Here is a 13,589-nt window from a genome sequence, read left to right on the forward strand (position 1 = left end):
AATTCCCGGCAGTGGGGACGAGCCGCCCATAAGGACGCGCGGGCATCCTGCCGAAACACCGTGCCGAATGCGTCATGCGTAACGGTCCGCATTGTGCTGGGCGGGCCGTCAATTCACCGTGCCGCCGATGCCCGGAGCCCGGACCGTACCGGCCCCGGGCCGTATCGGCCGGTGCGGGGCGCCGGGCGGGCCTGCCGCCGTGCGCGGATCCGGGCTGCGTGCCGGTATTTTCTGGTGCCGCCCTGAAATCCCCGCTTTTCGCGCGAGCGGACACGTACGGACCACCGTTCACCGAATCGGTCGCGTAACCAAAAGGCAACAACGGAATCCCTTGTTCGCGGCGAATCGCTCTGCCAGGATCCTCCTCCAAAGCCCGTTGGAGCTACGGAAAGGGCATTCCGAATGGAGCGCTACCAGCCACGTGCGGCATTGACCCGACGGTCCCTGTTGCGGGCCGGGGGCGCCGGTGCGCTCACGCTCGGCGCCCTCGGCGCACTGGGCGGCTGCGGCATTCCGCCCGCCGGACGCACCGGCGTGGACGGCTCGTCCGAGGACCGCTCCGCGTCGGAGAAAACGCTCTCCTTCTCCAACTGGACCGAGTACATCGACGTCGGTGAGGACGACAAGAGCCGCCCCACCCTGGACGACTTCCGGCGGCGCACCGGCATCGAGGTCGCGTACACCGAGGACATCAACGACAACGTCGAGTTCTTCGGCAAGGTCAGCAAGCAGCTCGCCGCCGGACAGGGCATCGGCCGCGACCTGATCTGCGTCACGGACTGGATGGCCGGCCGCATGATCGGCCTCGGCTGGGCGCAGCGGCTGGACGCCGCCAACCTGCCGAACGCCTACGCCAACCTCGCCCCCGGCTTCCGTACCCCCGACTGGGACCCCGGCCGCGCCCACTCCTACCCCTGGACCGGCATCCCCGCCGTCATCGCCTACAACCGCAAGGCGACCGGCGGCCGCAAGGTCGACTCCGTCTCCCAGCTCCTCGACGACCCCGCGCTCAAGGGCCGCGTCGGCCTGCTGTCCGAGATGCGCGACACCGTCGGCCTCACCCTCCTCGACATGGGCAAGCGGCCCGAGCACGTCACCGCCGACGACTACGGGGCCGCGATCGACCGGCTGCAGAAGGCCGTCGACCGCCGGCAGATCCGCCGCTTCACCGGAAACGACTACACGGGCGACCTCAACAGCGGCGACATCGCCGCCTGTATCGCCTGGGCAGGCGACCTCGTCCAGCTCCAGGCCGACAATTCCGACATCCAGTTCGCGGTGCCGGACGCCGGCTACATGCTTTCCAGCGACAATCTTCTGGTCCCCAACCACGCCCGCCACAAGAAGAACGCCGAGCGTCTCATCGACTACTACTACCAGCCCGAGGTCGCGGCCCGGCTCGCCGCTTCCATCAACTATGTGAGCCCGGTGGCGGGCCTCCGCGAGGAACTCGCGAAAATCGACAAGGATCTGGCCGACAACACCTTGATCATCCCCAGTGAGGCGATGGCGGCGAAGGCACACGCCTTCCGCTCGCTGTCCGCCAAGGAGGACAAGGCGTTCGAAGCCGCATTCGCCGAGCTCACCGGCGCCTGACAGCCCGTACCCGCTCACCCCCGTTTCCACCTGTACGCGGCCGACCTTCCCCGGCGCCCCCCGACACCCCTGGACCGACACCCATGACAGCAACCGCCCCGACCGAGCGCACCGGCACCGAGGTCCGGCTCACCGGGATCAGCAAGAGCTACGGCACCTTCACCGCCGTCCACCCGCTCGACCTGACCGTCCCCGGCGGCTCGTTCTTCGCCCTCCTCGGCGCCTCCGGCTGCGGCAAGACCACCACCCTGCGCATGATCGCCGGTCTCGAGGACCCCAGCGCCGGCACCGTCGAGCTGGCCGGCGCGGACGTCACCGCCCTCCCCCCGCACAAGCGGCCCGTCAACACCGTCTTCCAGAGCTACGCGCTCTTCCCGCACCTCGACATCTACGAGAACGTCGCCTTCGGGCTGCGCCGCCGTGGCATCAAGTCCGTCAAGAAGCAGGTCGGCGACATGCTCGACCTCGTCCAGCTCGGCGACTTCGCCCGCCGCAAGCCCCAGCAGCTCTCCGGCGGCCAGCAGCAGCGCGTCGCCGTCGCCCGGGCCCTGATCAACCACCCGCAGGTGCTGCTCCTCGACGAACCCCTGGGCGCCCTCGACCTCAAGCTGCGCCGCCAGATGCAGCTCGAGCTCAAGCGCATCCAGACCGAGGTGGGCATCACCTTCATCCACGTCACCCACGACCAGGAGGAGGCCATGACCATGGCCGACACGGTCGCGGTGATGAACGGCGGCCGCGTCGAACAGCTCGGCGCCCCCGCCGACCTCTACGAGACGCCCCGCACCACCTTCGTCGCCAACTTCCTCGGCACCTCCAACCTCATCACCGCGGACGTCCTCGACATCTCCGGCAGTGACCTGGTCCTCCAGGCCGCGGACAGCAAACTCGCGCTCCCCGCCGAGCGATGTACGGTCACCCCCCGCACCGGCGGGCGGCTGCTGATCGGAATACGGCCCGAGAAGATCAGCCTCACCCACGCCGACGACGCCGGCACCGTCCCCGACGGCCGCAACCGCGTCACCGGCCGCATCGCCACCTCCAGCTTCATCGGCGTCTCCACCCAGTACCTCGTCGACAGCCCCGTCACCGCCGGCTCCGCGCCGCTGGCCGTCTACGAGCAGAACATCGAACGCGACCACCGGCTCGTCCCCGGCGCCGAGGTCGTCCTGCACTGGAACCCCGGCCACAGCTTCGGTCTCGACGCCGCGCAGAGCATCGAGGCGGGCACGGACGCGGGGGAGGGCACCTGATGGCACACCCGCAGGCCCCTGCCGCCGACTCCGCCACCGACTCCGCCACCGACCCCGAGGTCCCGCCCGCGCTCCGCGCGGCGGCCCGCCGCAAGAAGCTCGTCCCCTACTGGCTGCTGCTCCCCGGCATCCTCTGGCTGCTCGTCTTCTTCGCCGCGCCGCTCGTCTACCAGGCGTCCACGTCCGTGCAGACCGGCTCGCTCGAAGAGGGCTTCGAGGTCACCTGGCACTTCGCGACCTACTGGGACGCCGCCACCGAGTACTACCCGCAGTTCCTGCGCTCGGTGGGCTACGCCGCGACCGCCACGGTGGGCTGCCTCGCCCTCGGCTATCCGCTCGCCTACCTCATCGCCTTCAAGGCGGGCCGGTGGCGCAACGTGCTGATGATCCTGGTCATAGCGCCGTTCTTCACCAGCTTCCTCATCCGCACCCTGGCGTGGAAGACGATCCTGTCCGACGGCGGCCCCGTCGTCTCCGCCCTCAATTCGCTGCACATCCTCGGTCTCACCGACGCCCTGGGCATCACCGAGGGCCACCGCGTGCTCGCCACCCCGCTGGCCGTCGTCTGTGGTCTGACCTACAACTTTCTCCCTTTCATGATCCTGCCGCTCTACACCTCCCTCGAACGCATCGACCCGAGGCTCCACGAGGCGGCCGGCGACCTCTACGCCAAGCCGCTGACCACCTTCCGCAAGGTGACCTTCCCGCTGTCCATGCCGGGCGTCGTCGCGGGCACCCTGCTCACCTTCATCCCCGCCACCGGCGACTACATCAACGCCGAACTGCTCGGCTCCACCGACCAGAAGATGATCGGCAACGTCATCCAGTCCCAGTTCCTGCGCGTCCTGGACTACCCGACCGCCGCCGCGCTGTCCTTCATCCTCATGGCGGCCATCCTCGCCATGGTCACGCTCTACATCCGCAAGTCCGGGACGGAGGACCTGGTCTGATGCCTGCTCCCTCGGGCCCCTCGCGCCTTCTGCGCCTGCTGCGCCGCAACCTCGTCGTGATCGCCGGGCTGGCCACGCTCTGCTATCTGCTGCTGCCCAACGTCATCGTGACGGTCTTCTCCTTCAACAAGCCCAACGGCCGGTTCAACTACGAGTGGCAGCGCTTCTCCACCGACGCCTGGGCCGATCCCTGCGGCGTCGCCGACCTGTGCGGATCGCTGTCCCTCAGCCTCCGGATCGCCGTCTGGGCGACCATCGGATCGACGGTCCTGGGCACAATGATCGCCTTCGCGCTCGCCCGCTACCGCTTCCGCGCCCGCTCCTCGGTGAGCACCCTGCTCTTCCTGCCGATGGCCATGCCCGAGGTCGTCATGGCCGCCTCGCTGGCCACCCTCTTCCTCAACATGGGCGTCAGCTTCGGCTTCTGGACGATCCTCATCGCCCACATCATGTTCTGCCTGAGCTTCGTGGTCACCGCCGTCAAGGCGCGCGTGATGAGCATGGACCCCCGGCTCGAACAGGCCGCGCAGGACCTCTACGCCACCCCGCTGCAGACCTTCCTGCGCGTCACGCTCCCGATCGCCGCCCCCGGGATCGCCGCGGGCGCGCTGCTCTCCTTCGCCCTGTCCTTCGACGACTTCATCATCACGAACTTCAATGCCGGCTCCACTGTGACCTTCCCCATGTTCGTCTGGGGATCGGCACAAAGGGGCACACCCGTTCAAATCAATGTCATCGGAACGGCGATGTTCGTCATCGCCGTGCTGTGCGTGCTCGTCGGTCAGCTGGCCGGCGGACGCCGCAAAAGGAGCTGAGAACATGGCCGCTCGTGCCATGAACCCTGTCCAATCACTTTCCGACGCCGCGCCGCGCCCCTACTGGCTCGACGACCCCGCCCGGCCGGCCCCCCTCCCCGCGCTCGTCGGCGACGAGCACTGCGATCTGCTCGTCGTCGGCGGCGGTTACTCCGGCCTGTGGACCGCGCTGAACGCCAAGGAGCGCGACCCCGGCCGGGACGTCGTCCTCATCGAGAGCCAGGAGGTCGGCTGGGCCGCCTCCGGCCGCAACGGCGGCTTCTGTTCCTCCTCCCTCACCCACGGCTGGGCCAACGGCCAGTCCCGCTGGCCCGAGGAGCTCACCACCCTGGAGCGGCTCGGCCGCCGCAACCTCGACGAGTTCGAGGCCGCCCTCACCCGCCACGGAGTCGACTGCGACTTCGAGCGCACCGGCGAGATCGACATCGCCACGGCCCCGCACCAGGTGCAGGAGCTGCGCGAGGCCGCCGACGAGGTCGCGGCCCTCGGCCTCCCCGACTACGAGTTCCTCGACCGCGACGCCCTGCGCGCCGAGGTCGACTCCCCGACCTTCCTCGCCGGGCTCTGGGACCGCACGGGCGTGGCGATGCTGCACCCCGCCAGGCTCGCCTGGGGCCTCAAGCGCGCCTGCCTGGACCTCGGCGTCCGGATCTACGAGCAGACCCCCGGCACCGAGCTGTCCTCGCGCAACGCCGGCGTCGCCGTCCGTACCCCCTACGGCCGGGTCTTCGCCCGGCACGCCGCGCTGGGCACCAACGCCTTCCCCTCGCTGGTCAAGCGGCTGCGCCCGTACATCACCCCGGTCTACGACTACGCGCTGATGACCGAGCCGCTCAGCCCCGAGCAGCTCGCCGCCGTCGGCTGGAAGCGCCGCCAGGGACTCGGCGACGCGGCCAACCACTTCCATTACTTCCGCATCACGCGCGACAACCGCATCCTGTGGGGCGGCTACGACATCGTCCATCACTACGGCGGCGGGGTCCGTTCCGAGTACGACCACCACCCCGCCACCTACCAGAAGCTCGCCGAGCACTTCTTCCGCTGCTTCCCGCAGCTCGAAGGCGTGCGCTTCACTCACAACTGGGGCGGTGCCATCGACACCTGCTCGCGCTTCTCGGCGTTCTTCGGCACCGCGCACGGCGGCCGGGTCGCCTACGCGCTCGGCTACACCGGGCTCGGCGTCGGCGCGAGCCGCTTCGGCGCGGACGTCATGCTCGACCTGCTCTCCGGCGAGCGCACCGAGCGCACCGAGCTGGAGATGGTGCGCAGCAAGCCGCTGCCGTTCCCGCCCGAGCCGGTGCGGTCGGTGGGGATCGGCATCACGCAGTGGTCGATGACCCGGGCCGACGAGAACGGCGGCCGCCGCAATCTCTGGCTCAAGGCCATGGACAAGGTCGGCATGGGCTTCGACAGCTGACCCGCCGCCGCGTGAGCAGGGCGCGGTCCCGCGCCCGCTCGCGCCCGGCGCATGTCCCGTCGGCCTTGTGCGCCCTTCATCCCCCGTGCGCCCACCATCATCCGTTCGGGGCGAGAAACCCGCGTAATGATCCGCCCCGGGCCGCCTCTCATCCGTGAACGCGAACAAGCGGACACGGAGTGGAGGAATCACGCATGAGTGGCGACGCGGGGGCGAGGAACGCGGTGGAATGGCTGGCTTCGGCGGCACCCGACCCCGAGACCTGCCGGTGGGAGTGGGAGCGCAGCCCCCTGGGGGTGGCGCTGCTGCCCGCCGGCCGGCTGTGGGACGTGCTCATCCTTCCCAGTGGCCTCGGCTACCCCACGCTGGACGTGCTGAGCCGTCGCGCCGACCGGCCCGGCCCGGTGCTGGCCGACAGCCGCGTGGGGTTCTTCGTCCCACCGGGCACGGCCGCGCGCTGGATCGCCACGGGCGTACGGGGGGCCGGGCGCGGTGCGTGGATCGTCGTCCCCCACCCGGCCCGGGCCGTGAGCGGGGTGCGCTGGATCGTGCCGCCCGACGGGTCGGGCACGCTCAACGACCCGGCGGCGCTGGAGCTCGCGATGCACGAGGCCGTCGCCGGCCGCGGCGGGACGGGTCGGTGAGCAGCAGGGCCAGACCCCACAGCAGCACCCCGGACAGACACCACGCGCCCACGACGTCCAGCGGCCAGTGGTAGCCGCGCCGGACCAGCCCGATGCCCACGCCGACGTTGAGCAGCACGCATCCGGTGATCGTCACCCTGCGTGCGCGCGACGACGACGGCGGGCCGGTCCGGTGGAGCAGGAGCAGCACCGCGGCGCCGTAGGCGACGGCCGCCGTGGCGGTGTGGCCGGAGGGGAAGAATCCGTCGTGCGCGTCGGCCGGCATCCCCGGCGGGCCGGGGCGGGCGATCGCGTTCTTGACCGGGACCACCAGGGCCGGCACGACCGCCATCGTGAGCGCCGCGGCGAGCGGGGGCAGCCACCGGCGGGGCGCCCGGGCCCGGAAGGCCGCCACGATCATCGCGGCGGCCAGCACGGGCAGCGCGACGGCCGTGTTGCCGAGGTCGGCGAAGAACTCCGCGACACCGCGGGAAATGCCCGAGCCGGCCATCGCGCGGCCGAGCCGCTCGTCGAGGGCGCGCAAGGGCCCGTGGCCGGCGATCTGCCAGGTGACCAGGGCGAAGAGCAGGGAGCACAGCGCCGGAAGAAGGACGGCGGGTGACATCACCGCCGACGGGCGCGAAGTCGGCGGCCCCGGAACAGGGGGGGTAGTTCCGAGGCCGCCGTGGGGACCGGTGGGCCGCGCGCCCCGGGGGGTATGGGGCGGGCGGTCTTCCGATCGGTGAGGATGTCCGGAGCCAGGGGCTCCAGTGGTGTGCGCGATGGCACGACCGGGTCGGCACTGGGGAAGCACCGGCTCGGCATCGCCCGCAGTCCCCTGCGGACGAGGTGTTTCACTCATCTGAAGAAACCGTACGGCAGGTAGGGCGGGCCGGACACCCGGATCACCCCTCCACCACCCGCCCCGCACAGGTTCTTCACTCCCCGTATCCATTACCCGTGGCCACGTCCGTACCGCCGACGTGGCCACGGGTCAGGGATCACAGACGGCCGAACGCGGCCTCGATGATGTCCAGACCCTCGTTGAGCAGGTCCTCGCCGATGACCAGCGGCGGCAGGAAGCGCAGCACGTTGCCGTACGTACCGCAGGTGAGCACCAGCAGGCCCTCCGCGTGGCAGGCCTTCGCGAGCGCGCCCGCGGCCGCCGCGTTCGGGGTCTTGGTGCCCGGCTCCACCAGCTCGATCGCGATCATCGCGCCGCGACCGCGGATGTCACCGATGACGGCGCCGTTGTCCAGCTTGTCCCGCATGTCGGCGAGGCGGCCCTTCATGACCTCCTCGATGCGCTTGGCCTTGGCGTTCAGGTCCAGCTCACGCATGGTCTCGATGGAGCCGAGCGCCGCGGCACACGCCACCGGGTTGCCGCCGTAGGTGCCGCCGAGGCCACCCGCGTGGGCCGCGTCCATGATCTCCGCGCGGCCGGTGACGGCGGCGAGCGGCAGACCGCCCGCGATGCCCTTGGCGGTGGTGATCAGGTCCGGGACGATGCCCTCGTCCTCGCACGCGAACCACTGGCCGGTGCGGCAGAAGCCGGACTGGATCTCGTCCGCGACGAAGACGATGCCGTTGTCCTTGGCGAACTGCGCGATGGCGGGCAGGAAGCCCTTGGCCGGCTCGATGAAGCCGCCCTCGCCCAGGATCGGCTCGATGATGATCGCCGCGACGTTCTCCGCGCCGATCTGCTTGGTGATCTGGTCGATGGCCTGGGCGGACGCCTCGGCGCCACAGTTCTCCGGGCCGGTCGGCCAGCGGTAGCCGTACGCCACCGGCACCCGGTAGACCTCGGGCGCGAACGGGCCGAAGCCCTGCTTGTACGGCATGTTCTTGGCGGTGAGCGCCATCGTCAGGTTCGTGCGGCCGTGGTAGCCGTGGTCGAAGACGACGACCGCCTGGCGCTTGGTGTACGCACGGGCGATCTTCACCGCGTTCTCGACGGCCTCGGCGCCCGAGTTGAACAGCGCCGACTTCTTGGCGTGGTCGCCGGGGGACAGCTCGGCGAGCTGCTCACAGACCTCCACGTAGCCCTCGTACGGGGTGACCATGAAACAGGTGTGGGTGAAGTCGGCGAGCTGCGCGGACGCGCGGCGCACCACGGCCTCCGCGCTGGAACCCACCGAGGTCACGGCGATGCCGGAACCGAAGTCGATCAGCGAGTTGCCGTCCACGTCCTCGATGACACCGCCGCCCGCGCGCACGGTGAACACCGGCAGCACCGAACCCACGCCACCGGCGACCGTCTGAAGACGGCGGGCCTGCAGCTCCAGCGACTTCGGGCCGGGGATCGCGGTGACGACACGGCGCTCCTGGGGAAGGGACGGGCCTCCGGTCAGTTCGGTCATGAGGTGCGCTCCAGGGAGAGAAAGAGGCGGCGAAAGGGGCTTTTACGTCGCAGGCTAGGTCGGGGGAGCGGGCCTCGGCATGTTCCGTTCGGTAGCAGTGCGCGCGTCGCCTTGTCCGCCACGGACATGGCGGCCCGGGGCCACCGCCCGCGCGCACCCTCCGAGTGATCATGCGCACGCTACGGGCGTGGCATCGCCGGGGACGCTGAACTCCCGGGCGGCGGCCACTAGATTGAGCGACGGCCCGCACGTGGAACGGCGGATGCGGGCACGGCGGCAGGACGGCTGGTCGGGGGCAAGGGGCAGCGATGGACACCGAGGACACGTACGGCGAACCGGGCACCCGAGGCGACCGGCTGCCCCGCCCGGCGGACCCGCCGGCCGGGCCCCCCGCCATGCCGCCCCTGCCGCCGATGCCCCTCGCCGGTCCGCCCCCTGCCCCGCCCACCCCCCCTGCTGGGCCGCCGCGCCCCGCTGCCCTGCCGTTCCCCGGCACCCCGCCCGCCGGGCCGGTCCCCGCCGCCCCGCCGCCCGGGTCGGCCTTCCTCGCCTGGCTGCGCACCCCGCGCCCGGCGACGGCCCCCGGCATCTGGGCGTTCGGCCACCGGCCCCGGCCGCCGCACGAACCGGACCGGATCGCCGGGCGACCGCTGGTCAGCGGGGCCGTCATCTCCTTCCTCTGCGGCTGGCTGCTGTGGTCCCTGATGTGGAACGGCTACCTCGGCCCGTTCTGGCTCTGGCCGCTGTACGCCCTCACCCCGGACGCCTGGCGCGAGGGCATGGTCGCCGTCTGGACCGCGTACCTCTACTACGCCCTCGTCATCGGCGTCCTGCTCGTCGTCTTCGGCCGCCTCGGCCGCTGGGCACAGGTCTGGCGCCGCTACGCCGCCCCCGCCCTGCGCCGCATGTGGGACGACTCCGGCACCCCGCCACCCGCCGCCCCGGCCCCCCGCGAGGACCCCGCCGAATGGCCCCGGCTGCGCGCCGCCGGGGCGCACGACGCCGCCGACCGGCTGACGGCCGACGCCCGGCACGGGCTGATGAACGACGTCGACCACGCCCGGATCCAGCACGCGTGGGAGTCGACCCGGGCCCGGCCCGGCGGCCCCGCCTCCTTCACCGACACCGTGCTGCGCCACGGCGCCGCCGCGTGCGCCCACCCCTCCGGCTCCCGCGACCTGCCCGTACGCGCCGCCCTGCACGACCTGCTCACCCGGCAGGTCCGCATCGGCACCGCCGCCGACGACGAACGCAACCCCTACGACCACCGCGGCGCCGGCTGCGCGCTCGACCCCGGGCTGCTCGGCACCTCCCTCCTCGCCGTCGGCCCGCCCGGCTGCGGCAAGACCGCGCGTCTGGTGCGCCCCGTGCTGGAGTCGCTGTGCCTCCAGGCCCTCGCCGGGCGGACCGCCGTCGTCGTGGTCGGCGCCGCGGGCGCCGGGCTCGCGCCGGACGAGTCGTTCGACATCGTGGTGAAGATCGGACGCCCCGACTCCGAGTACGACCTCGATCTGTACGGGGGCACCGACGACCCCGACGAAGCCGCAACGGTCCTCGCCGAAGGGCTCGTCGGCGACATCACCTCCGGGCTCCCCAGCGGGGACGCCCGGCGCGCCGCCACGGCACTCGCCCAGCTGCTGGGCCCCTACCGCGCCGCCCACGGCCGCTTCCCGTCCGTACCCGAACTGCGGGAGCTCCTCGACCGGTCCGCCGACGCCGGCACCGCGCTGCGCACCGCCCTGCGGGCCGCGGGCCTGGACGCCCACCTCCGCGAGCTCGACGCCCGCGAGCGGCAGGCGCAGCGCCCCGACGACCCCGGCGCCTTCCTCGCCGACCGGCTCGCGCTCCTCGACCGGCCCGCCTTCGCGCGCTTCTTCGACACCACCGCCCCCGGCCGCACCTTCTCGCTGCGCAGCCTCGAACACCCGCTGCGGGTCCGTATCGACCTGCCCGAGCGCGGCCACGCCGAGGCGTCCCGGCTGCTGGCCCGGCTCGTCCTCGCGCAGTTCACGGAGTCCGCCGTCGGCCGCGCCGACCGCTCGCTGTTCACCTGTCTGGTCCTGGACGACGCCACCCACACGATCACCGCCGAGGCCGTCCGCGGACTGCAGCGGCTGCGCTCCGCCAACGCCGGGGCCGTGCTCACCCTCCGCACGCTCGACGACGTGCCCGAGGCGCTGCGCAGCGCCCTGCTCGGCTCGGTCGGCTGCCGGATGGCCTTCTCCGGCGTCACCACCTGGGACGGCGCGCGCTTCGCCGAGGTCTGGGGCAAGGAGTGGGTCGAGACCCGTGACATCACCGACCGGCAGGTCATCGCCCACGAGCCGCTGACCCGCGCCAGCCACGTCGTACGGCGGGTGATCACCGGCCGTGCGGTCACCGCCCAGTCGGTCACCGTCCGCAAGGTGGAGCGCGAGCGCTGGTCCGCCTCCGAGCTGGCGCACGCGGTGCCCGCCGGGCACGCCGTGCTGTCCGTGACATCCGTACAGGGGGGGAGCGCGCCGCCGGTCCTGGTCGACCTCAGGAAGTGAGCGTTGGCCGGGCAATGCGCCACTGAGGCAGAATCGGTCACAGCCGTTCATACGGGACGGCACAGTCACCGCGACGCCCCTTCCGAAGGTGCCATGCCTCCCACGCTCGCCTCACTCGTCCACCACTCCGCGCTCAAGCTCGCCGTGCTCGCGGGGGAGGACCGGCTGGACACCCCCGTCCGCTGGGCGCACGTCAGCGAGCTGGTCGACCCGGTGCCGTGGATGGACGGCGGCGAACTGCTGCTGATCACCGCGATGAAGATCGACGCCGAGGACCCGGAGGCGATGCGCGGCTATGTGCGACGGCTCGTCCGCGCCGGTGTCGTGGGGCTCGGCTTCGCCGTCGGCGTCAACTACGAGCAGGTGCCGAGTGCGCTGGTCGAGGCGGCCCGGGCCGAGGGGCTGCCCCTGCTGGAGGTGCCCCGCCGCACCCCCTTCCTCGCCATCACCAAGGCCGTCTCCGCGGCCATCGCCGCCGACCAGTACCGGGCGGTGACCGCCGGATTCGAGGCCCAGCGCGAGCTGACCCGGGCCGCGCTCGGCGCCGACGGGCCCGCCGCGCTGCTGGCCAGGCTCGCCGCGCACCTCGGCGGCTGGGCCGCGCTCTACGACGCCTCGGGCGCGGTCGTGGCCGCCGCCCCCGAATGGGCCGAGCGCCGCGCCGCCCGGCTCAGTGCCGACGCCCGGCGCCTGCGGGAGCGGCCCGCGCCCGCCAGCGCCGTCGTCGGCGCGGACCCCGACGACGAGGGAGCCGACCGCGTCGAGCTCCAGTCCCTCGGCACGGGCCGCCGCACCCGCGCCGTCCTCGCCGTCGGCACCGACGCGCCCCTGGGCACGGCCGATCGCTACGCCGTGCACTCCGCGATCGCGCTCCTCACCCTCACCACCGAGCGCTCCCGAGCCCTGCGGGACGCGGAACAGCGGCTGGGCGCGGCGGTGCTGCGGATGTTGCTGGCGGGCGAGCCGGACCACGCGCGGACCGTCGCCGGGGAGCTGTACGGCGGGCTGCTCGACGCGCCCTTCCGCGTGCTGGTCGCCGAAGCGGCCACCGCGCCCGGCGAGGCGGAGGCGGCGGAGCCGCGCGACGCGCTCGGCGGGCTCGCCGACGCGCTGGAGACCGCCGCGAGCCGGGTGGCCGAGCCGGTGCTCGTCGTCCCCGACGGCGGCCGGCTGATCGTCCTCGCACCGGACGGCGGCGCGGCCATCGCCGCCTGCGCCGAGCACGCCCGCGCGATCGAGGCCCGCCGCAGCGCCGCGAAGAGCCGGACGACCGGGGCCCGCACCCCGCGCGACCGGCCCGCCGCCGCGCCCGACGACGGCAGTCCCGACGTGGTGCTCGGCCTCTCCGCGCCGAACGTCGCCGTCGCCGCCGCGACCGCCTTCCACCAGGCCGAACAGGCCCTGTCCGTGGCCCGCCGGCGCGGCAGGGCCCTCGTCGAGCACGAGGAGGTCGCCGCCGGTTCCGTTCTGCCGCTCCTCGCCGACGAGGCGGTACGTGCCTTCGCCGACGGCATGCTCCGGGCCCTGCGCGACCACGACGCCACCGGCCGCGGCGACCTCGTCGCCTCGCTCCGCGCCTGGCTCTCCCGCCACGGCCAATGGGACGCGGCCGCCGCCGACCTGGGCGTCCACCGCCACACCCTCCGCTACCGCATGCGCCGCGTCGAGGAGATCCTCGGCCGCTCCCTGGACGACCCGGACGTCCGCATGGAGCTGTGGCTGGCCCTGAAGGCGACGTCGAAGTAACGGGGCGCGGGTACGGCGCCGCCGTGGCGCGGTAGCGCGGTGCCGGGCCGCCGCGCCGGCGGGAGACAACGGCCCGGGGCGTCCCGGGCCGCGCCACGGAGTCCGGGCAGAACGGACTGACCGGGGCCGCAGTCGGCTCGTGCCGCCGGACCCGCGCGGGTCGCGCCGCCGCGTCGGCGGGAGACAGCAGCCCCGCTCGTGCCGAGCCGCGCCTCGCACGGAACCGGCCCGGGTGCCCGGCCGCCCAGCCCGCCGCTGTTCCCCTGCGGCAGCCCGCCGGCCCGGCGCCGCCGACCCG

At 72.8% G+C, this 13,589-nt stretch carries 10 protein-coding genes; 8 read left to right on the forward strand and 2 right to left on the reverse strand.

Annotated features, from left to right (window positions below):
* Positions 1–402: 402 nt before the first annotated feature.
* The 6 genes from JO379_RS24850 (at position 403) to JO379_RS24875 (ending at position 6,675) form a co-directional block, all read left to right on the forward strand.
* Positions 403–1,596 (forward strand): polyamine ABC transporter substrate-binding protein, encoded by a 1,194-nt coding sequence (locus JO379_RS24850; protein ID WP_130880172.1) that lies wholly within the window; start codon positions 403–405, stop codon positions 1,594–1,596.
* Between the two features lie 83 nt (positions 1,597–1,679).
* Complete coding sequence (locus tag JO379_RS24855) at positions 1,680–2,849, forward strand: ABC transporter ATP-binding protein (protein WP_209517032.1); 1,170 nt, start codon at positions 1,680–1,682, stop codon at positions 2,847–2,849.
* Positions 2,849–3,799 carry an ABC transporter permease gene (locus JO379_RS24860; RefSeq protein WP_209517035.1) on the forward strand — a complete coding sequence of 317 codons (951 nt, stop codon included), beginning with the start codon at positions 2,849–2,851 and terminating at the stop codon, positions 3,797–3,799. Before JO379_RS24855 ends, JO379_RS24860 begins: the two co-directional genes overlap by 1 nt.
* A complete protein-coding gene (locus tag JO379_RS24865) occupies positions 3,799–4,614 on the forward strand; it encodes an ABC transporter permease (protein WP_130880175.1) in 816 nt (271 codons plus the stop codon). Before JO379_RS24860 ends, JO379_RS24865 begins: the two co-directional genes overlap by 1 nt.
* Positions 4,615–4,618: 4 nt before the next feature.
* A complete protein-coding gene (locus JO379_RS24870) occupies positions 4,619–6,031 on the forward strand; it encodes an NAD(P)/FAD-dependent oxidoreductase (RefSeq protein WP_242626271.1) in 1,413 nt (470 codons plus the stop codon).
* A 194-nt stretch (positions 6,032–6,225) separates the two neighbouring features.
* Positions 6,226–6,675, forward strand: coding sequence for a hypothetical protein (locus JO379_RS24875; RefSeq protein WP_130880176.1), 450 nt, complete (start codon positions 6,226–6,228; stop codon positions 6,673–6,675).
* On the opposite strand, the gene JO379_RS24880 is transcribed toward JO379_RS24875, so the two are convergent.
* On the reverse strand, positions 6,605–7,279 hold the full coding sequence (locus JO379_RS24880; RefSeq protein ID WP_307842126.1) for a phosphatase PAP2 family protein: 675 nt from the start codon (positions 7,277–7,279) through the stop codon (positions 6,605–6,607). The two genes, JO379_RS24875 and JO379_RS24880, sit on opposite strands and share 71 nt — an antisense overlap.
* Before the next feature lie 376 nt (positions 7,280–7,655).
* Positions 7,656–9,014, reverse strand: a complete 1,359-nt coding sequence (gabT, locus tag JO379_RS24885) for a 4-aminobutyrate--2-oxoglutarate transaminase (RefSeq protein ID WP_130880178.1) — start codon at positions 9,012–9,014, stop codon at positions 7,656–7,658.
* A gap of 308 nt (positions 9,015–9,322) precedes the next feature.
* On the opposite strand from gabT, the gene JO379_RS24890 reads away from it, so the two are divergent.
* The gene (locus JO379_RS24890; protein ID WP_130880179.1) at positions 9,323–11,545 is read left to right on the forward strand and encodes an ATP-binding protein; all 2,223 of its coding nucleotides are present in this window, start codon (positions 9,323–9,325) and stop codon (positions 11,543–11,545) included.
* A 93-nt stretch (positions 11,546–11,638) separates the two neighbouring features.
* Complete coding sequence (locus JO379_RS24895; RefSeq protein ID WP_209517039.1) at positions 11,639–13,291, forward strand: PucR family transcriptional regulator; 1,653 nt, start codon at positions 11,639–11,641, stop codon at positions 13,289–13,291.
* Positions 13,292–13,589: the final 298 nt, after the last annotated feature.

This window comes from Streptomyces syringium (assembly GCF_017876625.1).
Taxonomy (GTDB): Bacteria; Actinomycetota; Actinomycetes; order Streptomycetales; family Streptomycetaceae; genus Streptomyces; species Streptomyces syringius.